General features: G+C 57.0%; 27 protein-coding genes and 2 pseudogenes. 12 read left to right on the forward strand and 17 right to left on the reverse strand.

Annotated features, from left to right (window positions below; genetic code table 11):
- Positions 1-25: 25 nt before the first annotated feature.
- The gene (locus tag FHW37_RS27045; RefSeq protein ID WP_145642041.1) at positions 26-262 is read right to left on the reverse strand and encodes a hypothetical protein; all 237 of its coding nucleotides are present in this window, start codon (positions 260-262) and stop codon (positions 26-28) included.
- 221 nt (positions 263-483) lie between these two features.
- Here FHW37_RS27045 and FHW37_RS34230 point away from each other — a divergent pair, with 221 nt between their 5' ends.
- A complete protein-coding gene (locus tag FHW37_RS34230; protein ID WP_246690933.1) occupies positions 484-1707 on the forward strand; it encodes a GAF domain-containing protein in 1224 nt (407 codons plus the stop codon).
- Between the two features lie 34 nt (positions 1708-1741).
- Entirely contained in the window at positions 1742-2284 is a 543-nt protein-coding gene (locus FHW37_RS34235; RefSeq protein WP_246690934.1) for a sensor histidine kinase, read from the forward strand.
- A 399-nt stretch (positions 2285-2683) separates the two neighbouring features.
- Here FHW37_RS34235 and FHW37_RS27060 read toward each other — a convergent pair whose 3' ends face one another.
- Positions 2684-3046, reverse strand: a complete 363-nt coding sequence (locus FHW37_RS27060) for an ArsR/SmtB family transcription factor (protein WP_145642045.1) — start codon at positions 3044-3046, stop codon at positions 2684-2686.
- Between the two features lie 343 nt (positions 3047-3389).
- On the opposite strand from FHW37_RS27060, the gene FHW37_RS27065 reads away from it, so the two are divergent.
- Positions 3390-4162 (forward strand): IS5 family transposase gene (locus FHW37_RS27065; RefSeq protein WP_432442902.1). Its coding sequence is split into 2 segments (ribosomal slippage): positions 3390-3717 and positions 3717-4162, totalling 774 coding nucleotides; the frame shifts between segments, so codons are not numbered across the junction.
- Between the two features lie 53 nt (positions 4163-4215).
- Here FHW37_RS27065 and FHW37_RS27070 read toward each other — a convergent pair.
- The 6 genes from FHW37_RS27070 to FHW37_RS27095 all read right to left on the reverse strand — a co-directional run bounded on the left by FHW37_RS27070 (position 4216) and on the right by FHW37_RS27095 (position 8324).
- Complete coding sequence (locus tag FHW37_RS27070) at positions 4216-4626, reverse strand: hypothetical protein (RefSeq protein ID WP_145642049.1); 411 nt, start codon at positions 4624-4626, stop codon at positions 4216-4218.
- Between the two features lie 6 nt (positions 4627-4632).
- Positions 4633-5508 carry a TIGR02587 family membrane protein gene (locus tag FHW37_RS27075; RefSeq protein WP_246690935.1) on the reverse strand — a complete coding sequence of 292 codons (876 nt, stop codon included), beginning with the start codon at positions 5506-5508 and terminating at the stop codon, positions 4633-4635.
- A gap of 192 nt (positions 5509-5700) precedes the next feature.
- The gene (gene xth, locus FHW37_RS27080; protein ID WP_246690946.1) at positions 5701-6429 is read right to left on the reverse strand and encodes an exodeoxyribonuclease III; all 729 of its coding nucleotides are present in this window, start codon (positions 6427-6429) and stop codon (positions 5701-5703) included.
- Between the two features lie 70 nt (positions 6430-6499).
- The gene (locus tag FHW37_RS27085; protein WP_145642053.1) at positions 6500-6766 is read right to left on the reverse strand and encodes a hypothetical protein; all 267 of its coding nucleotides are present in this window, start codon (positions 6764-6766) and stop codon (positions 6500-6502) included.
- A 73-nt stretch (positions 6767-6839) separates the two neighbouring features.
- Complete coding sequence (locus FHW37_RS27090; RefSeq protein WP_145642055.1) at positions 6840-7289, reverse strand: pyridoxamine 5'-phosphate oxidase family protein; 450 nt, start codon at positions 7287-7289, stop codon at positions 6840-6842.
- A gap of 174 nt (positions 7290-7463) precedes the next feature.
- Entirely contained in the window at positions 7464-8324 is an 861-nt protein-coding gene (locus tag FHW37_RS27095) for a transglutaminase-like domain-containing protein (RefSeq protein WP_145642210.1), read from the reverse strand.
- A 148-nt stretch (positions 8325-8472) separates the two neighbouring features.
- On the opposite strand from FHW37_RS27095, the gene FHW37_RS27100 reads away from it, so the two are divergent.
- Positions 8473-8664 (forward strand): CsbD family protein, encoded by a 192-nt coding sequence (locus FHW37_RS27100; RefSeq protein WP_112454960.1) that lies wholly within the window; start codon positions 8473-8475, stop codon positions 8662-8664.
- 148 nt (positions 8665-8812) lie between these two features.
- On the opposite strand, the gene FHW37_RS27105 is transcribed toward FHW37_RS27100, so the two are convergent.
- The 3 genes from FHW37_RS27105 to FHW37_RS27115 form a co-directional block, all read right to left on the reverse strand.
- Positions 8813-9307 carry a ferritin-like domain-containing protein gene (locus tag FHW37_RS27105; protein WP_145642056.1) on the reverse strand — a complete coding sequence of 165 codons (495 nt, stop codon included), beginning with the start codon at positions 9305-9307 and terminating at the stop codon, positions 8813-8815.
- A 90-nt stretch (positions 9308-9397) separates the two neighbouring features.
- A complete protein-coding gene (locus tag FHW37_RS27110; protein WP_145642058.1) occupies positions 9398-10000 on the reverse strand; it encodes a hypothetical protein in 603 nt (200 codons plus the stop codon).
- 28 nt (positions 10001-10028) lie between these two features.
- Positions 10029-10349, reverse strand: coding sequence for a PepSY domain-containing protein (locus tag FHW37_RS27115; RefSeq protein ID WP_145642060.1), 321 nt, complete (start codon positions 10347-10349; stop codon positions 10029-10031).
- A 220-nt stretch (positions 10350-10569) separates the two neighbouring features.
- On the opposite strand from FHW37_RS27115, the gene FHW37_RS27120 reads away from it, so the two are divergent.
- Positions 10570-12252 (forward strand): FAD/NAD(P)-binding protein, encoded by a 1683-nt coding sequence (locus FHW37_RS27120; RefSeq protein WP_145642062.1) that lies wholly within the window; start codon positions 10570-10572, stop codon positions 12250-12252.
- On the opposite strand, the gene FHW37_RS27125 is transcribed toward FHW37_RS27120, so the two are convergent.
- The gene (locus FHW37_RS27125; RefSeq protein WP_246690936.1) at positions 12237-13058 is read right to left on the reverse strand and encodes an MOSC domain-containing protein; all 822 of its coding nucleotides are present in this window, start codon (positions 13056-13058) and stop codon (positions 12237-12239) included. The two genes, FHW37_RS27120 and FHW37_RS27125, sit on opposite strands and share 16 nt — an antisense overlap.
- 92 nt (positions 13059-13150) lie before the next feature.
- Between FHW37_RS27125 and FHW37_RS27130 the strand changes: the two genes are divergently transcribed.
- Positions 13151-13549 carry an NUDIX hydrolase gene (locus FHW37_RS27130; protein ID WP_145642064.1) on the forward strand — a complete coding sequence of 133 codons (399 nt, stop codon included), beginning with the start codon at positions 13151-13153 and terminating at the stop codon, positions 13547-13549.
- Between the two features lie 254 nt (positions 13550-13803).
- On the opposite strand, the gene FHW37_RS27135 is transcribed toward FHW37_RS27130, so the two are convergent.
- Positions 13804-14670: an SDR family oxidoreductase gene (locus FHW37_RS27135; RefSeq protein ID WP_186458422.1), complete on the reverse strand. Its 867-nt coding sequence runs from the start codon at positions 14668-14670 to the stop codon at positions 13804-13806.
- Positions 14671-14852: 182 nt separating this feature from the next.
- Here FHW37_RS27135 and FHW37_RS34240 point away from each other — a divergent pair.
- The 3 genes and pseudogenes from FHW37_RS34240 to FHW37_RS34700 all read left to right on the forward strand — a co-directional run.
- Positions 14853-15112: pseudogene (locus FHW37_RS34240) on the forward strand (NAD(P)-dependent dehydrogenase); the annotation flags it as partial.
- A gap of 11 nt (positions 15113-15123) precedes the next feature.
- Positions 15124-15189, forward strand: a pseudogene (locus FHW37_RS34695) (hypothetical protein); the annotation flags it as partial.
- 3 nt (positions 15190-15192) lie between these two features.
- Complete coding sequence (locus FHW37_RS34700) at positions 15193-15330, forward strand: hypothetical protein (RefSeq protein WP_246690937.1); 138 nt, start codon at positions 15193-15195, stop codon at positions 15328-15330.
- 98 nt (positions 15331-15428) lie between these two features.
- Here the strand turns inward: FHW37_RS34700 and FHW37_RS27150 are convergent, their stop codons facing one another.
- On the reverse strand, positions 15429-15962 hold the full coding sequence (locus FHW37_RS27150; RefSeq protein WP_145642068.1) for a DUF4142 domain-containing protein: 534 nt from the start codon (positions 15960-15962) through the stop codon (positions 15429-15431).
- A 225-nt stretch (positions 15963-16187) separates the two neighbouring features.
- Between FHW37_RS27150 and FHW37_RS27155 the strand changes: the two genes are divergently transcribed.
- Positions 16188-16688 carry a sigma-70 family RNA polymerase sigma factor gene (locus FHW37_RS27155; protein ID WP_145642070.1) on the forward strand — a complete coding sequence of 167 codons (501 nt, stop codon included), beginning with the start codon at positions 16188-16190 and terminating at the stop codon, positions 16686-16688.
- Between the two features lie 9 nt (positions 16689-16697).
- Here FHW37_RS27155 and FHW37_RS27160 read toward each other — a convergent pair whose 3' ends face one another.
- Positions 16698-17405 (reverse strand): Crp/Fnr family transcriptional regulator, encoded by a 708-nt coding sequence (locus tag FHW37_RS27160; protein WP_186458424.1) that lies wholly within the window; start codon positions 17403-17405, stop codon positions 16698-16700.
- A gap of 155 nt (positions 17406-17560) precedes the next feature.
- On the opposite strand from FHW37_RS27160, the gene FHW37_RS27165 reads away from it, so the two are divergent.
- Positions 17561-17797, forward strand: a complete 237-nt coding sequence (locus FHW37_RS27165) for a DUF6894 family protein (RefSeq protein WP_145642074.1) — start codon at positions 17561-17563, stop codon at positions 17795-17797.
- Between the two features lie 98 nt (positions 17798-17895).
- Entirely contained in the window at positions 17896-18822 is a 927-nt protein-coding gene (locus tag FHW37_RS27170; protein ID WP_132281129.1) for a manganese catalase family protein, read from the forward strand.
- Positions 18823-19000: 178 nt separating this feature from the next.
- Here the strand turns inward: FHW37_RS27170 and FHW37_RS27175 are convergent, their stop codons facing one another.
- Complete coding sequence (locus FHW37_RS27175; RefSeq protein ID WP_145642076.1) at positions 19001-19168, reverse strand: DUF2934 domain-containing protein; 168 nt, start codon at positions 19166-19168, stop codon at positions 19001-19003.
- A 58-nt stretch (positions 19169-19226) separates the two neighbouring features.
- Entirely contained in the window at positions 19227-19730 is a 504-nt protein-coding gene (locus tag FHW37_RS27180; RefSeq protein WP_145642218.1) for a ferritin-like domain-containing protein, read from the reverse strand.
- Between the last annotated feature and the right edge of the window lie 98 nt (positions 19731-19828).

Genomic DNA, 19828 nt, shown 5'->3' on the forward strand with positions numbered 1-19828 from the left:
CAAGTTCCTCGATAAGTCGGGGGCGCTAAAGGAAAACTGCGATCCCCTCCGTATTGACGACATAGATGAACTCTTCCCATGCCTCATGAGCTGACGCAAAGGGTTCATTCCAGTCGGTGAGCTGGTCTTCTAGGCTTGTCACTTCCATCCGCCAATCATCTCCGCCTGAAGGGCGGAAGATTTCCACAAGGACCGTGATCCCATTGTCGGTATAACGGCCAGAGAGTTCGGAACGTTCGGATAGCGGCTGACGCGGGTTCATCGTGTCACTGAAGCTGTTTGTCTGTAGCGAAAGATAAGCTTGGCTCTTTCGGTTGCAAGGTGAATTCAAGCTGGAGCTGACTGATCGCGCCAGTGAGGCCGGGTATATGCGAAGATGGACAATTTGCCTCTGGCACTTTAGAGTTATTCTATCGTTCGCAGACTGATAGGGCGCGGACGGCTGGGAGATGATCCGCTCTTGCCCCAAGCAGGAGTGAATCCGTGTCTGTCTCCATTGAAATCACTCCCGTCGAAATCGAAACCTCGAAAATCGCGACACCGCTATCGACGCTGAACAAGGCGATTGCGGCTATGGGTCGTGCCGAGAGCTTTGAAGACGTCGTTGAAACGCTGCGCGCGACCGCGCGATCGCTGATCGGATGCGACGGCATTGCCATTATCCGCCGCGACGGCGATTTCTGCCACTACATCGAGGAAGATGCGATTGGACCTTTGTGGAAGGGCCATAAGTTTCCCGTTTCAGCCTGTATCAGCGGCTGGGCGATGATCCATCGGCAAACGGTCATTGTTCCTGACGTGACAAAGGACGATCGAATTCCCTACGAGCTCTATGCGGGTACCTTCGTCAAATCCTTCGCGATGGCGCCAGTGCGTCTCGAAAATCCGATCGGCGCTATCGGAGTCTATTGGTCAAGGCCGTATTCGCCAGCCGACTGGGAAGTCGATGTGCTGGAAACGCTTGCGGGCGCAGCCGCCATCGCGATCGAAAAGACCCGGGCAGTCCAGACCGTCGCCAGCTCCAGCAACCCCTCTGTCGTGGATAATGAGGAAAGCACGGAAGATTTTTCCAAGGATATTGCATGCGTCGCCGGTATCGCCGCGGTCCCGACGATCCTCGATGTCGTTCTTCGCATGACGGGAATGGGCTTTGCTGCCGTCGCCAGGGTCACCGACGATCGCTGGATAACCTGTCAGTCTCTCGACCATGTCGGCTTTGGCCTCAAGCCCGGCGACGAGCTGCCGGTCCAAAGCACGCTCTGCGACGAAATCCGCGGCCATCGCCAGCCGATTGTCTTCGATGATGCCGCCGAGGAGCCGCTCTACTGCGACCACCATACGCCGCAGATCTACGGTCTTCGGAGCTATATCTCCGTTCCGATCATCCTGGCCAACGGCCAGTTTTTCGGGACGCTCTGCGCCATCGATCCCCATCCGGCCAAGGTCAACAACCCGCAGGTGATCGGCACCTTCAAGCTATTTGCCGAGCTGATCGGCCACCACCTTTATTCAGACGAGCGCCTCAAGGTGACGGAAGCGCTGCTCCAACGCGAGAAGGGCCTGTCCGAGCTGCGCGAGCAATTCATCGCCGTTCTTGGCCATGACCTGCGCAATCCGATTGCCGCGATCGATGCCGGCACCTCGCGCCTCCTGAAGGAAGGCTGGACCGCCCGCAGCCCGCTCGTCCTGAAACTGATGAAGGGCTAGCATCTCGCGGATGATCGGGCTTGTCGACAACGTTATGGATCTGGCGAGAGCGCGGATGGGTGGAGGGATTACCCTCGATCTGGCGGAGGACGATCTTGGCCTCACCCTGCGCCATGTCGTCGAGGAACTGCAGCTGGCTCATCCGGATCGGGAAATCGCTGTTTCTCTCGATCTCCCGCCAGCACTTGCCGTCGACAAGCTGCGTCTTGCTCAGCTGTTTTCCAACCTGGTGTCGAATGCCATCACCCATGGCGTCGAAACTGAGCCCGTCAGGATCGTCGCCGGCCTGAATGGCGGAGTGCTGGAAGTGTCGGTTGCCAACGGCGGTCAGCCGATTTCGGAAGAGACGATTGCGCGACTTTTCCAACCATTTCGGCGTGGTGATCTGAGGCCGAGCATGCAGGGCCTGGGGCTCGGCCTGTTTATCGCCTCTGAGATTGCAACCGCTCATGGCGGGAAGATTGAGGTGAATTCGGACGAGGTCGAAACCCGCTTTACCTTTCGCATGCCTTCGGGACCGGGAGGCCCTGAACGACCGCAACACGGGACATCTCAGATAAAGTCAGTGATTGAATGAGCGACCGTCGTATGGATGCATTGGTTGCATACGCCATGTTATCGGGATTGGTGACAAGCGCTAAATGAATTCGCCGCTTGCGATTAACTCGTCGTCTGCCCGTCTTGCGTCGTCGTCGGCACATGCGGCTATAAAGTGCGGTCGGGAAATTTCCGGGTGAACTCCATTCGTGAGAGCGTGTTGACAAAGGTCGACCGCTCGCCAGTAGATCGGGCCAGACCGATGGGTTAGGCGCTTCATGTGTCGCAGCGCATCCGCAGGCCCTGAAATTGATTTGGACAAAAGCGGCCCGTCGCCAACATAGACCGGTGACTGCCACCGTGCCGTAAATTCGATCGCTATGATACGCATGCCATCCTCCATTCTAAACTGTCGATCAATGGTGTGCGTCCGCGACATCTATGCAAGGACAGTTTCTCGGACGGCCCTGTTATCGGGAAGACTGTGCGTTGGATCCTGAGATGGTGCTGTGCCAAATATTTCGGACAGAGCGTGCAACATCCGTCTGACTTCATCTGAATCGCATTTGTAAAAGACTGTTTGTGCATCTCGCCTGGTCTGCACCAGTTTTGCGCTCCTAAGCTTGCCAAGGTGCTGGGAGAGAGCGGACTGACTGAGGCCGGCCATGACGGCGAGCGAGCCAACCGAAATCTCTTCCCGGCTGATGATCTCAAGAATAAGCATTCGTTTGGCATTGGCCATTGCTGCAAGGAGATTAGAGGCTTCCGCCAAGAATCCCTCGTGAGCCGGAACTGTAGGCATAAGTATCTCCAGGCGCACGAACTCCATCCCCAGGACGGGGTAGGCAGATCTGCGGGATATACGTGGGTGCGAACGAGAAATGCGATCTCGCGAACAGCCGCTGACCCAGCGGTAACACGCGGAGAGTGGCAGCTATCATGCGCATATGCAATATGAGTGTTTTAAGGATTGACGGGCGTTGGAAGAAACGCAGCATAGATTGATACGCTTCATCACATGCAAAGGGCGGCACGGCAGCCCACTCAATTGATGCATTGATGCCTGGGGTGTTAGGCAGTGTCCCCATAAACAGGGTTCATCTCATTGTCTGCGTGTGATTCAATCTCCTTGAAAGGAGTTTGCCATGCGCCGTCACGAATTGAGCGACGAAGAATGGGCTATCATCGCACCTCTCTTGCCGAACAATAGCCGTGGAATTGAACGCGTCGACGACCGCCGGGTGATCAACGGCATCCTGTGGCGTTTCAGGACTGGTTCGTCCTGGCGAGATGTGCCGGAGCGTTATGGTCCACGTACGACGCTTTACAATCGGTTTTCCCGTTGGCGCAAGGCGGGCGTCTGGGATCGCCTTCTGGACGCCGTTTCAAAGCGTTACGATGGAGACATCGTGATAATCGATAGTTCTTGTGTTCGCGTTCACCAGCATGGTGCCAACGCTAAAAAGGGGGCTTTGCCGATCCTTGCATGGGACGTTCTCGCGGCGGCCTGACGACAAAAATCCATGCTCTTGTCGATGCAGATGGATTGCCGGTTCGGCTGGAACTCACCGCCGGCCAAGCCGCCGATGCACCGATGGCTGAGAAGCTGTTGAGCGAACTACAGCCCGGCGCGACGATCCTTGCCGACAAGGCATACGACACCGACGCAGTTCGTAACTTTGCCAAGCAACGCAAATGCTGGGCGAACATCCCTACAAAGGCCAATCGAAAGCAGACATTCAGCTTCAGCCGCTGGGTCTACCGTCAGCGCAATCTCGTCGAACGGTTCTTCAACCGTATCAAGCAGATGCGGGGCCTCGCGACGCGATACGACCGACGTGCCGACAACTATCTCGCCGACCTCAAGCTTGCAGCGACCAGGATATGGATTGCCTCAGCTAATGAGGCCGCGTCCTAGTACGTGGATGTTGATGCACTGGTGGCCGGCAAGATCTTGCGCGCGACGCTCGACTACGGCTCATCGAAAGCCGTCGCTCTGACAGTCAGCTGTTTCCCGGCCGGGTTCTGTTGGAATATCAGGCCTCCAGCAGCCTTCGAGTGGCCAGGAACATAATCCAACACCGTCTCGACACTCTCCAGCACCAAGGCTTCGTCTTTGATCTCGCCTCGAACTTTTACCTGCGATGCGGTTGCTCTGGCGATGTTTCTGATTTCGAAAATTACCTGAAAGCCATCGCTCCGCTCTTCAGTCTGCAGAACGATCCCTTCAAGGTCCGGCGAGGCATCGTGGTCGGCGATCCCGTCCTTTCCGATCCAAACAATCACGGCAAGAACGATGACCGCTGAGATAGCCCCTATTATCCATTCAATCCAGTGAGGGTCGCTGGTTTCGATGTTTCTGTGGTTGGAAACTTTTGTCATCGCGCCTCACAGGATCAGTCGAGCTGCCGCCGCGCCGATGGCGCCCGGGAAGCTCAGAATGACAACAGTCATCAGGATTTGTGTCGAACCGACGTCGTCGATGCGGTGAAACGTCCATAGGCAATAGCTGCTGATCAAACCGGCGATCAAATATCCGGGCAGGGTGAAGCGGACGAAAGCATGCCAGCTTGGAGTGCCCTCCGCGAGGTCATGGCTGCCTTTGAAAGACAATGCGTAGACAAAACCGTGCATCACGATCAGCGACGCGGCGATGATGGCGAGGGCGTGCCACGGGGTCATTTTGTACGAAAGCAGAATCATTTCTTCGGTGGGTGCGACGTTGAGGTTGAGGAACAGGGCACCGACCGCCATCAAGAACAGCTCACCGGCGTAGCTGGTTTCCCGCTCCTGAACAGGGTTGCCATCGTCGCCGCCACTGTCCTTTTCATTATCATCCTCATTGGATTGTCCGCCAAGTTGGCTTCGACCCAGCATGGCACCAATACTCGCGGGAATAGCCTGGAGAGCGATCATTCCGATGATCTCATGTGGTGATTGGTCGTATTTGATCACACCCATCGCGACCAGGATCGGTGCGCTGGAAACGATACCAAGAGCATAGGCGATGCTTGCGTCCCGGATCGCCTGCCGCCATGTCGACGTCTCTTCGAACCCAACCCTGTCGGAAAGGATGATCAGAAGAGGGATGTTAGCCAGAAGCAGTAGAAAGAGACGGCTGCGGTCCATGTAAACGCCCAGTTCCCACATCTCCATGGTCATAAGCATGGGCAGAGCGAAGAGAAGGGCGCCTGCAATACCGCGTGCAATCCCTGCGAAGAACTTGCGTTTGTCGAAATCCCGGCGTGTCGTCGCGATAGTCAATGCCGCGTGCCCTCTATCCGAAAAATTCCCACCAACCATAAAAAGAGGCTACGCCATTGAGGGCCAGGGCGCTTGCCGCCGACGGTCGAGTTGGGTTGAGCAGAGCAAGCGCTGCTGAAAAAAGTGCTGTCATGGACATCAGCATCGACATGGCCTTGTTCAACGTTCCTCTGTGATCCGGTCAACACTCATTCAATTAGCCTCGCTTGGGATTTCCAGCTCGATCATCACGGGCGCGTGGTCGCTCGTACTTGGCCAGCTGCGTGGTGTCCGTCGGACAGAGGCGGACCTCAGCCAAGGCTTTACGGCAGGCAACAAGAGGAAATGATCGATACGCAGTCCGGCATCGCGTTCGAAGCTGTTTCGCCAGTATTTCCAGAACGTGTAGATCCGCTCGTCTGGATGCAGGTGGCGGATGGCGTCCCTCCAGCCTTGTTCAAGCAAATCCGAATAGGCTTTGCGGACTTCCGGCCGGAAAAGGGCGTCGTCGATCCACCTCTCTGGCTTATAGACGTCCAGCGTCGTTGGCATCACATTGAAGTCGCCCGCCATTATCGCAGGTACCCCTAAATCCAGAACCTCGGCGGCATATGCCTGGAGCCGAACAAACCAGCGCCGTTTGTAGTCGAACTTCGGCCCAGGTGCGGGGTTACCGTTTGGCAGGTAAAGGCACCCCACCAATATGCCATCGACGGCCGCCTCAATGTATCGACTTTGCTGGTCTTCAGGATCACCGGGAAGGCCACGTCGCGTTTCGACTGGTTCTCGACCTCTGGCAAGGATAGCAACACCATTCCAAGATTTCTGACCTTGCCAAATAGCCCCGTATCCAGCTTGGGATATTTCTTTCTCCGGAAAGGACGTTGATTTCAGCTCCTGAAGACAGACCACGTCCGGTCTGTCTTCCTGAAGCCAGCGCAGCTAGATTTCAAGACGACCGTTGATGGCATTAACGTTATAGGTGGCGATTTTCACGAAAGAGCACGCCGCCTCAGTGTTTGAGCTGGGGCGAAACGTCGTCCGCGGCGAGATCGCCGTTACTCACCGCGTCATATTCGTTCAGCCTCGGTCGGCCGCCTCTGGTGCCGTACCCAGTCAGTTCGACCATGATACGCTTGGCGTGCTCAACGATCTCGGCCTCGTCCGACAATTTATCGTCGCTCACCTTGACCGATACCGCTTCGCCGTCGTCTCCGACGAAATCCACCACCCAGTGGCCGGCGCCCTCATGCAGGATGCGCGTGTGCTTCAAGTTCATAATCATCCATCCGGTTAAAAATATCGACCGTGTCGAAGGGCTCTGCCGACGTCTGGCGCTCGCGATCGCGCGCTCAATGAGCGTTGCGGCTCGCGAGCGGGATGCGCCCATTGTCTTCGCCATCCCAGTATTGGATTTCGCTGGCCGATACCTTGATCAGAACGATGCCGGGCGTATCGATCCCTTCGGGAAACCAGCGATCCAGATCTTTGACCCAGTGAGCCTCGAACTGGGACTTGTCACGGATCAGGCTGGCAGTACCTTGTACCGCCAGGAATACACCTGGTTTGCCGAGCAGGCTCGGCGGCGCGGTGAAGGTGAGGCCGACGCGGGCGTCTTGCTCGATGTCGCTCACCTTGCGGGTGTTTTCATACGAAAAAAAGTAGCAGTCACCGTCGTATTCGACGTCCCCATTATTGCTCATGGGACGTGTGCTGAAAGGACCGGATTCACCACTGGTGCTCAACATGCAGAAATCGATTTTCTGCAGCTGTTTAGACGCTTCTTCCAAGGTTTTCGACATGTGGCTCTCCCGGTTACGAGGACGTGCCACTCAAACCCGCTGTCGCAGCAATCGTTCCGTTGACTTGCTCTGTATGCTCACGCGCGACCTTTGCTTGCTTAGAGGCAAGACCGCCACGCGGTGGCGGCGTGCAGGTCCGGTCTGTTCCGCATACCCCGGCCGGGTTCATTGAAATCACGCCGCGCCGGCGTTCGGCGCAGGTTCCTCAGTGGAAATAGCATCAGTCGTTCTTCCTGGTAACTCGGGAGACCCGTCAGCGTGTTCGATGGTAATCTTGACATCCCCAAACTCAACCTGTCCGAACGGCGATGCGAAGGCGATCTCAGCGGCGTCGCGGCCAACGCCAATCCGAACCAGGCCGTCAAGATTGGCTTGCCGGGTTGCGTCAAACAACCACCACCGCCCGTCGAGATAAGCCTCGAATACGGCAAGGAAATCTCTTGGCTCAAGCCCATAGGCGTAACAGGACACAAAACGCGCAGGAATATTGAGCGCGCGGCAAAATGCTATTCCGATGTGAGAGAAGTCTCGGCAAACACCTGCTCGCTTGATCAGGCTCTCCGTTGCAGTAGTCTGTTCGTTGGAGGAGCCGCGCTGGTAGTCGATATTGTCATAGATCCAGTTGCAAATCGCAGTGACACCGTTATGGCCTGATGGCCGATCACCGAATTCCTTGACAGCGAAGGGAGCCAGCCGGTCCGAAGGCACGAACCGCGAGGGTAGGAGGAAGGGCATGATGTCGAGGGGGAGTTGATTAAGCGGCGTTTCCTGGATGCTGTCGGGATCTGCCCGAAAGACGTCAAGCGTGACCTCCGCTTCATATCGGATGTTCAGCGGGCCACGTTGAGCGTCGATGCTGAAATACCTGTTGCGGATATCTGGCACGGTATAGCTGCGGTGCTGATGGTCAGGCGAGATCAGCAGCCGTTCGGTTAGATCATGGTGGCGAGCAAGCCGTGCGACCTCGACGTTAAAGATGAAGACTGTCGGGCTTTTAACCTCGTAGGACAAGTCGCAGCCAAGCGTGTATCTGATCGTCATCTGTCGCCTTCCTGTCGCAGGTCCCGTCTCGAGCCGGCATAATACGCGAATGGCGATTGCGTTCCGGTCGCAGGGAACGAAAGGCTCCCGCATCTGTTGGACATGTGACGAAGCGATCCCGCTTCGCATGGGAGAATTCATCATGGGTAGCACAGCAGACAAAGTTTCCGGCAAGGCCAACGAGCTCGCCGGTAAGGCAAAGCAGGGCGTCGGCAAAGCGACCGGTAGCCACGAGACGCAAGCAAAGGGTGCGGCCCAGGAAGCCAAGGGTGATGCCCAGCAGGCAAAAGGCCACGTCAAGGATGCAGTGAAGAGCGCTGTCGGTAAGTCATAAGATTGATTGACACTTTAAAACCCGCCGCAGGTTCGTGGCGGGTTTTTTATGGTCTAAAGCTGAGGATATGCGACCGCGTGTGAAGAACTACAGAATGAGCGGGTTGCTCATCTGAACGGAAACGTGGTCAGCGAAGCATCTTACAACCTCACTCGGCCTTCTGGTTGACGACGGACGTCGCAATGGACGTGAGAGCAATATCGGTTGCCTGTTCTTCGTCCAGCGTCGTCTGCAGCAGCTTTGCCGCATCCGTCATTCCGAGCTCGAGCGCCCACGTCCTGAGAGTGCCGTAGCGCGACATCTCGTAGTGTTCGACAGCCTGGGCTGCAGCAAGAAGGCCGGCGTCGAGGGCAGGCGAGCCTTCGTATTCCTTCATGATCTCGTCGCCCTTATCGGTGATTCCGAGGATAGCGTCGCAAGTCTTCTTCTCGGGCTTGGCGCCGATGATCTTGAACACTTCCTCCAACCGCTCGACATGAACTTTGGTCTCAGCCAGATGCTTGACGAAGGCGGCTTTGAGCTCCTTGCTCTTGGCGGCCTTTTCCATTTTCGGGAGGGTGTCGACGATTTTGCCTTCCGCGAAATAGACGGCCCTCAGCGTGTCGTGAAACAGCTCGTCGAGCTTCTTGATGTCTTTGGCCATGATGAGGTTTCCTCCAAATGGCCAGCGTCCGGTGGCCGCGGTATATCGCAAGTAGCCGCGCGTCCTGAGCAGGACGCGCGGGCAGGTCCCTTACAGGCCAGGGCGGCGATAGCGATCGCGTTCCTGTTCGACCTGTTCGGGAGCGTATGGCTCCAGCGTGTCGTCGAACCTGGTCCAACCCTGCTCGTTATAAGCGACACGCCGCTCGGCAGGGTCGACCCAGTTCGAACGCTTGAGGATTGCCTCGGCCTCTGGCACCAGCGTCTCTTCGACCTTGGCAGTCACGAGCGTTCCGCCCCGACGAACGCCTTCGGCATAGACGTGGGCATCATCTTCTGAGACGCCGGAGCTGGTCATGGCACCGATCAGGCCGCCAGCGGCGCCACCTGCGACGGCCCCGGCGACAGCACCAGCGGCGGTTGCCGCGAGCCAGCCGGCTGCAACGACAGGGCCGACGCCTGGAATGGCCATCAGACCAAGGCCGGTCAGGAGGCCGCCGGCACCACCGACGACAGCGCCGATGCCAGCACCCTTACCAGCATCTTCACCGGCATTGGATTGCTCGCCGTGACGTTTGTCGGCATTGTTCGAGACGAGGCTGATGTCTTTCGACGGGACACCCGCGGATTCAAGCGCACCGACTGCAGTGCTGGCGTCGGTGTAATCGTCGAATAGTCCGGTGACGGTTTTCATGATCGTACTCTCCTTGAAGGATGTGAAATTACTTGGCGACGACGTTGCCCTGGTAGTCGAGGGCGATCATGACGGGCTTGCCATCCTTCATGCCGGACGCCATCCAGATGCCCTTGTCATCCTTCTTCAAATCCTTGACCCCGGTAAAACCGGCCTTCTCGATCCGATCCTTGGCCTGGTTCTCCGTGAAGCTATTGGCGCCTTCAACGGGTGCAGTCGGATTTTTTGTATCGGGCGTCGCCACAGCAGGGGTATTGCCGTCGGCAGTCGGTCCAGGAGCCGTTGTCTGGGCCAGCGCCGGGAGCGCGGACGCGCCGATGAGCGCCGCGGCGAAGATGATCTTTTTCATTTGGGATTTTCTCCGTTCGGATCCTTATTCACAGATCCGTGAGAGCCTAACCCGCGTAACCATTAATCGTTCCGTCTCCGACCCGGCAATCGCCGGCTGTGTACGATTGGCGACAGAGACACTGCGACTGGATCAAACGGGTTCGCCATTCGTTATCTGCGATCCGCATCAGTGGCGTTCGGATCAACCGAGGCCAGTTTTCTCAAGGATCTCTATTCGAATGGACACAAAGGTCGCCGTCATCGGCACTGGCCCCACGGGAATTTACACCTTGAAGGGGTTGGTTGCGTCAGAAGTCCCGTTGGCGATCACAATCTTCGAGGCGGAATCGGATCCCGGCAAAGGCACGCCTTACCATCCAGACATCAATGATCGGGCAATGCTCTCCAACATCGCGAGCATCGAGCTTCCGCCGATTTGCGAGAAGCTCGTTGAATGGCTGCATCGCCAAAGCGACACGCAACTGCAGCGGCTTCGGATCGAGCGCACCGCCATTCAGGAGCGGGAGTTCTATCCTCGGGTCGTTCTCGGCGAATATCTTCAGTCTCAATTTTTGCAACTGGTCCGACTGGGGCAGTCGCGAGGGCATGTCATCGACATCAAGGCGCGACACCGGGTCGCTGACATTGCGTTGCGTCAGGACGGTATCCAGATCTCCGTTCAGCGTCCCGATGACACAAGCTCGACGTTTGGCTTTGACCACGTCGTCATGGCGACCGGACATGACTGGCCGCAAAACATCGAGAAAAAGCCTGGTTATTACATCTCGCCTTGGCCGGCGCCCGAGTTGAAGCGAATCACGAACCGTTCGGTCGGGATTTTGGGCACGTCTCTCAGTGGGATCGACGCCTTGATCACTGTAGCGACGGCCAACGGCGCATTTTATCACGATGCCACCGGACAGATCGAGTACCAGCCGAAGCCAGATAGCGACGACTTTCATGTGACGATGATGTCGCGCAAGGGCATTCTTCCGGAAGCCGATTTCTACTGCGAGATCCCCTACATTGCGCCCATCTTCTGCACGACCGAAGCAATCGACGGTCTGTTGGCGACCGGCCGGCATGACCTACTGGACGACGTGTTCGAACTGTTCAGGCAGGAACTCGCCGCCAGCGACCCTGACTATGCGGCGTCGATCGGTCTGTCTGCGCTGACAGTTGAGACCCTGGCGCCTGCATATTTTGCCGCGCGCGAACACTCAGGTCCATTCAGCTGGGCGGCGCGCAACTTGGCAGAGGCCGAGCAGAACAAGGCGAACCGCTATACAGTCCAATGGCGCTATGCGATCTTGAGGATGCATGAGGTTATTGCGCGGATCATACCACAGTTGGACGACGAGGACCTCAAGCGCTTCCACAAGCATTTCAAGACGGTTTTCGTCGATGATTATGCGACCGTCCCACACGAGTCGATCAAGCGCCTGCTGGCCCTGCTTCGAGCAGGCAAGCTCGATGTTATGGCCTTGGGCAATGACTACCAGATCGATACGGACAGGGTCGAACGGGGCGCGGCCGTTGCGGTCGACGGCAAGACCGTTGCTTACGCGGCTTTCATCGACGCGACGGGGCAGCATTCGATGTCGGCAGACGATATCCCCTTCCCGTCACTTCAGAAGCAGGGCGTCGTTCGGAAGGCGCAAACCGTCGAAGCCCGGCCCGTCCAAGAGGAGGGCTCGCCGGATGTTACGGTTGAGACTGGAGGAATAGAGCTTGACGCGGCATTCAGGCCTATCTTTCAGGACAATTTGTCGAACAAGCTTTATTGTGCGGCCATTTCGTTCCTGCTGCACAAACTGCCTTTCGTTCAGGGCATCACCAGTGCTGAAGAAATCGGTGGGATCGTCTCGAGAGCCATAATCGACAACGTCACCGCCGAAAACAGGCTTCAACTCGTCAAATAAGCTCCATCACCAATACGAACCACGCCCGGCATTTCGATGTCGCAATAGACACCGAGATTGCGTCGGTTGTGGCGAAGGATGCCGCGGAGGATCTCAGGCTTTTCCTCGACGCCCGGTTGGGCGATCAACGTCATGCCGCAGCGCTTCGTCTCTTCCACGACCCGCGAATGGACACTCCCGACCTGTAGCCTTCGTCCCAGCCACTGCTTCTCGGGGAAGGTTTCGCCGGACGTTTCAATGAGGATGTTTGGGCGGAATCGCCGGGGATCCGGCGCGCTTTCTCCCGTCAGTTGCTCAAGAGCTCTGATTGATCCAGTCGTTACGATGTGAAGTGGACTTGCAACATATCGCGGCGAAACTTTTGTCGCTGATCCTGCAGAATGATCGCCATAACGGCCGATGCCAACGTCGAAACCAAAATGCGCTGTCAGTCTCTCAGTGACACTGGTGTCCGAAACGCTGATCCAACCCCCTCCCGGGAAGCGGAGGTCCACCTGTCCGATGCTGCCGATGCGCGACGATAAAAAAAGTGCAGGGCGCCAACGGGTCTCTTTTTCTGGAGCCGCCACTTGACCCGTCGCTGAATCGAACAGACCGTAAAGGCGATCGCCCAGGACTCCGAATTTGTCGATTTCAGCAATATTGAGGCGTTCGCCTCCGACCGAGCTGACGGGGTAGCGCCAGAGCGCGGTGACCCGGCCGGCGGCCTTGTCTTCAATTCCAGCGATCATGAAACGAGCCCGGTCTGTGGCGAGCGAAGCGAGATCTGACAGCATCCCCTCACAAACATGCAGTTTTTCTCCCATTCCACGTGATCCGTAGGAACCGTCTTGGGAAGAGAAGGTTGCCTATCGTTTGGTTTGGCAGCCCATCGCTTGACATGAGTAAGGAATGACCCATGAAACAAATCGTCTGTGCCGCATTCATCGAGGGTGAGAAAATCTTGCTCGTCAGGCGCGCGCCGCATCGAAAATGGTCCCCGCATCTGTGGGATCTGGTCGGGGGGCACGTCGAAAAAGGCGAGGAGCTCGACGTGGCACTCGTGCGTGAGTGTCAGGAAGAAGTCGGCCTGACGCCACTTGCCTTCAGCTTGGAGGCGACACTTCTCGAAGATCACGACGACCATCGGAAGCAGCCATTTTACATCTACACGATACGCAGCTGGAACGGACAACGCGCTCAACTTCTAGGAAGCGAGCATTCCGAGCTGGGCTGGTTCACCGCTCACGACATCAGCAATATGGAGCTCGCGCTTCCTGGGTATCGCGCCGTCATTGCGGAGATCCTCGCATCGTGACCCCAAAAGATGTGAGTTCTTAGCAGACGTAAAAGCTCTTGGCGGTCCCATTCAGGCGAAGCCTAACCTACTGCCCCGTCGCCGGAATGGGCCAAAAACGGAATGAGGCGATTCAGCTATGGTGTTGCTGGTCGAGTGAACACCCCAAATCCTGCACCGCCGAGTTTCCGTTCCAAGGTTTGCCGACAAATTTCAACCGATCCCGGCTTTGGGTGATCGCCGGGATCAGCTCATGCTATCCGACGATGGGTCGGCTATATCATGATCTCGCCACCGGTCACCGGGATGACAGCTCCGGTCATATAACTCGCGAGTTCGGAGGCGAGAAGAACATATGCTCCCGCAAGCTCAGCAGGTTGGCCGGCGCGCCCGAGCAAGGTCTGTTGGCCAAACTTGGCGGCCTTTTCCGCCGGCATGGTCGACGGAATGAGCGGCGTCCAGATCGGGCCAGGAGCCACGGCATTCACGCGAATGCCTCGCTCGGCCAGCATTTCGGCCAGGCCTGCCGTGAAGTTTGAAACCGCCCCCTTGGTGGAGGCATAGGCCAGGAGCTGGGGCGACGGTTGCCGCGACTGGATCGACGTCGTGTTGATAATCGAACTTCCAGGCTTCATGTGCGGGGCGGCCGCCTTAGACAGGAAGAACGGCGCATAGATATTGGTGCGGAATGTCTTGTCCCACTCTTCAGCGGCGATATCCGCGATGTCGCCGTAGGTTCGCTGAAAGGCGGCATTGTTGACCAGGATGTCGAGACGCCCAAGTTCACCCACCGCACGTGCCACCAGCGTTTGGCAATGCGCCTCCGATGTGATGTCGCCCGGAACGACAACTGCCTTTCGACCTGCTTCCTCCACCCACTTGGCGGTATCGGCTGCGTCCTCGTCTTCGTTAAGATAGGAGATCAGGATGTCAGCGCCCTCTCGGGCGAATGCGATTGCGACGGCTTTGCCAATACCAGAGTCCGAGCCGGTGATCAGAGCGACCTTGCCTTGCAGCTTTCCATCGCCGCGATACGATTTCTCGCCGTGATCCGGGAGCGGCTGCATGTCGCGGGTCTTACCGGGTGGGTCCTGATGTTGCTCGGGATAAGGCGGGGTGGGGCGACGTTGTTCCTCGGTCATGATCTTCCTCCGGTTGAATGATGAAGGCTTAACCGGCTGGTTGGGTAACGGTTCCGCGATCAACATTCGCATCCTGATTAAGTTCGGAACTTCCCCAGTCCCTGGGGCTTTCGTCATTGCTCAATCCAAAAAAGGAAATGTCAAGAATGGCTTCAGCCAACCAGTTCGACATGTAAAATCCCCTGACGCAGTATCCTCAGCCCGAATTCCCAAAGCAGCCCCAACCCGTTCCCGGTCTTGCCAGCAAGATGCAGCCAGTCCCGGATCACAGTGAAACCAGCTACAAAGGCTTCGGTCGGCTCAAGGCCGCAAGGCGCTCGCCACAGGCGGCGATTCCGGGGTCGGATGTGCGGCAGGCATTGCCTATGCTCGCGAAGGCGCCGACGTCGTCATCAACTATCTCCCGGAGGCGCTGGCTTATGCATCGACCGTGATGGTAATGTCATTGCGGCTTTGTTCGGGAGTTCCTGTCTAGACGCGTTCTCGCCGCGTGGTGAGTCGCTTCAGCGGATCGATCTGCTGGTGCCAACTCCGACGAGCTGCGTGCTGAGTGGAAACGCACTGTTCATCACCACGGCTTATGATGGTCTGGATGATCAACAGCGTCAGGAATTTCCGCTGTCGGGGCAAGTCTTCGTCATCGACAATTATGCGGCATAGTCAGGTTGGCAACAGCTGCAATGCGTGTCATCCACATTGGCCAGTCGTGACGCGGCACGCACCGGTTCGGCGGGGCCGCGTCCACAATGCGTCGACGACTATTTATTGAGGTCCTTTGCCATCATAAGATGGTGTTCCAGCGCTGGTCGCGTTGTGCCTGCCCACGCCTTTAGTTCGGCGTTCTCGCCCTCCTCACCATATCGTTTGAACAAGTCGACAGCATCCTCGTGAACGTCTTCCTGATCAGAATGATACTGCTTCGTGAAGTCGTCGCCCTGCAGGCTTTTCAGCTTGTCGAGCATGCTCTGCTGCGACGAGGTCATGGCGGCAGGGACGGCAGCCTTCACCTTGCCTGAAGCGACAAGCGCCTTGAGTTCGTCGGATGTCTTGGTGTGGTCAGCCACCATCTGCTGCGCGAATGTCTTCGTCGCAGGATCGGCGCGCTCGATGGCGAGCTTGCTGGACTCGATTTCGAACATGTCACTGGTGGCAGCTTCGGCGACAAAATCTTCCGTCTTTGGCGCGACGCCGAGAACGGAGTTTACGCCGCTCTTTTCAGCGGCGGTCTGCGCCATGACGGAGGATGCCAGAAGCATTGTGAAGCTTGCGGCGATGAGGCTGGTCTTGATCATGGATTAAACTCCGGTTCGTGGGACCGCCAGAACAACCGCCGAGTTAAGAAGTTCCATCGCGCAATGGACTGTTTTTTGGACAGGAAACTGTGATGCGCTTGCCTCATCCTCATCCTCATCCTCATCCTCATCCTCATTCTGTGACCGTACGGCATCGTACCATGCGGGCGGGGTCCGGAACGCACCGCAGTCGCCGACTGTTGTGGCTTACAAAGGGAGAGCGCCATGGCCGTTGTATCATCTTCAGGTTTCTCGCACGCTGATATGCTTGATGAAGTGCCGGCCCTGCGGGCTTTCGCGCGCCGTTTTCACCAAAACGGTCCTGATGCGGAGGATCTGGTCCAGGATACGCTGATGAGGGCCTTGGCAAACTCAGACAAATTCCGTGCTGGCACCAAGCTCCGGTCGTGGATGTTCACGATTATGCGCAACCGCTTTTGCACAAAATTTGCAAGCTCAAAACGTGAGATGGTTGGGATCGACGATGATGCGAGCGGTAGGATGGTTACCCAGCCGACGCAGGAATGGAGCCTTCGGGGCCATGAATTGGAACAAGCGATATCCAAGCTTCCGAGGAACCAATCTGATGCCTTGGTGATGGTGCTGATCGATGCGCTTAGCTACGAGGATGCAGCCACGCAATTGGGCTGCGCTATCGGAACTATAAAAAGTAGGGTCAACCGCGCTCGCCACCAGCTTGCGATTTCCATGGGGCATGCGGACTGACCGAGGTTGTTACGGCATGCGCCAATCTCGCCCGAGGTGCCGTTCGTACTCTCGTTCGGGAAGGCCATAGGATGCGCCTGCTATATCCTTGAGGGCTCGGCGATCCCTCACCGAAATCAAGCTGCGCTCCGCCTTGATTGCCAACGTACCTTCCAATCGATGCAACGCATCGGTCACGCTCGACCGACGGACGCCGAGCATCAGGGCCAGGAAGTCGTGCGTCAGTGGGAGTTTGTCGCCGATCCTGTCCTGGCTCATGAGGACCCACCTCGCCAGCCGTTGCTCGATATCGTAGCGTCCGTCGGCCAGAGCCGTGGCGGCGATCTGGATCAAAAAGACATGCGCGTATTTCAGAAGGAGGTCCCGGACGGGGCGACTTTCGTCCATTACCGTGCGCAGCTCTTTTACACTGATGCGCAATGCGGGGCCCGCGCATTGCATGAACGCGTAGTGCGGGCTGGTATCGACCCCCAGAACGGCGGGCACCGCCGAAAACCCCTCGTAACCAATGCATCCGACTTCGATTTTCTTTGTCTCATCGCTTCCGGCGATTTCCGAGGAAAGGCCTCCCTCAAAGAAGAAGACGTAGCTGATTTTTTCGTTGGACCGGAAAAGCACTTCCCCCTGGGTTAGGCTGATAGGTTCCAGTCTTTCACGCAGCAGGGCTGCGTCAGGCTGTGGAAGCATTGAAAGCAGTCGATTACTGGTCCACGACATATGCGGTTCCTGACTGAACTGTTCGCTCGTCGAATGTTCGACCGACATAACGCGAATGAGGGCGAGATCCAGTTCGCCTTGTCGCAAAAATTGTCGCAGCTGCGGAAACTTGTGGCTGTTTCCAAAGTTGGTGGCTCGAAATCAGGAGCACTCGCATGCCGAAATACTATTTTCACATCCGCGACGGACAAAATCTGACACTGGATCCCGAGGGCGCCGAATTCGAAAACCTCGAAGCGGCACGGACGGAAGCCATCAATTCTGCGCGTGAACTTCTCTCGCACCGCATCTTGCGGGGCGACGTCGTGGATGGTCAGGCATTCGAGCTGACGGGTGAAGATGGCGCAGTTGCGGACGTCGTACGGTTCAAGGATGTCATGCGTATCGAATGACGCGCGACGCCCGGTACGATACCGCACGGTTGTAAAACCTGAGGAACTATCGTGATGCCTTGAGGTTGGGCACCTGTCTCCAACCGAAAGGAACCCTCATGTTCATGAGAGTAGACCAGCTCCAGGCGGAGCTGCCCGCACCGAAAGCGGCGGATCCAAATGCTGCAGCCGCTCTTCAGGAATTGCTTGGCGGCAAATACGGGGAAATGTCGACGCTGGGGAACTACATGTTCCAGTCGTTCAATTTCCGCTCAAAATCGAAGCTTAAGCCGTTTTATAGCCTCGTAGCCAGTATCACGGCAGAAGAGCTTGGCCATGTCGAGCTCGTCAGCAACGGCGTGGCGATGCTGAACAATGGTCCAGACATCCCCGACGGCGACGAAGGCGACGGCGGAGACATTTCCGGGGCTCCGTTCAAGGACATGGCGGATATCCGCTTGGCTGCAAGCTTCCTCTCAGGAGGCGGCGGCGCAATGCCGATCAACAGCAATGGCCAGTCCTGGAATAATGACTTCATCACTACGACCGGCAACGTTGTTCTTGATCTCCTGCATAACTTCCACCTCGAATGCGGGGCCCGGCTTCACAAGCTGCGGGTCTATGAGACAGTCACCGATCCAACTGGTCGCGAGGTTTGCGGCTATCTTCTGGTTCGCGGCTCGGTACACGCGCACGCCTATGCCTTGGCACTGGAGAAAATTACCGGCGTTGATGTGAAGAAATTTCTGCCCACTCCCAATATCCCGCTTGCCAATATTCCCGAGTGCCAGAAATATCTCGACGAAGGTTCGCATCGGCGCCTCTACACCTGGAGCCCGAACGATTATAAGGAGATTGCTGGCATCTGGAGCAACGACGAGGTCGCGCTGCCGGGCGATCCTCCAGGCGAACTCGAGGTCGTCGACGGAATGCCAGATGGTGGCAAGATCCAGCAACTGGTCGGCGTTCCATCAGCTTTCACGCCAGACTATGCGCCTGAAGAGATGTTCGAGATTGCCGAAAAGCTCTACAAAAAGTCTCGCTGAGCATCTCAAAAAATCGCAGCAATGAAGCCCGTTTCGGCGGGCTTTTCTTTACCAAAAATTCGAAGCTTTCGCCTTCGACGATCGATCAATCGTACGCCCAAGAAAATGGGCTTTCCGAGTATCACCTCAGAAAGCCCATTTCACATCGAAGTGCTGTCGTACGTGACTATCGGTAACCTTACTCAGCCTCGTCATCCCAGGAAGCCTTCGATGAGGTCGCACGATTGTCTTCCCACTCGGCACTTGCCTGCACCCAATGATCGTGGTCCTGACCATTCGGATGTCCGGCCTGTTCCCACAGTTCGTATGCCCTTTGGGCAACCCAGTCGTCGCGTTCCGCTTCCATGTTTTCCTCCCTGTTTGTTTTTAGCAGCGCCACGCGAAATCGCGCGACGCCGTTTGCTTCAAGCAGCCTTCTTCGAACCCTTGGGGTTGGCAGATGCTTCGCCGAGCTGAGTCAGTAGCTGATCGGTCTCAAGCTCCTCCTGCAAGGTGGCATCGAGCAGTTCGGCCGCTTCAGCGATCCCGAGCTGCTTTGCCCAGCTTTTCAACGTCCCGTAGCGGGCAATCTCGTAGTGTTCGACGGCCTGCGCGGATGAAATCAGGCCGGCGTCCAAGGCAGCCGATCCCTTGAACTCATCCATGATCTCTTCGGCTTCTGCAATAATGCCCTGGATGGCTTCACAGGTCTTGCCGCGCGCCGGCTTACCGATCAGCTCGAACACCTGCTGGAGGCGTTCGAGCTGGCCTTCCGTCTGTTCCTTGTGCTTCAGAAAACCGGCCTTGCCTTCCTCGGACTGTGAGGCGCGAGCCATTTTCGGCAATGCTTTCAGGATTTGCTTCTCCGCAAAGTAGATGTCCTTGAGCGTATCGAGAAACAGGTCGTCCAGTGTCTTCTCTGCCATGATCGTTCTCCTGAGCTGATAGAAAGCGGGGCAGTTTTTGCCCTGTCGTGTGCGGGGCGATAACATGATCTCGCCCGCATTGTTCCGGAGGCTGTATCAAC

Origin of the sequence: Neorhizobium alkalisoli, from assembly GCF_007829835.1 — a bacterium.
GTDB lineage: Bacteria > Pseudomonadota > Alphaproteobacteria > Rhizobiales > Rhizobiaceae > Neorhizobium.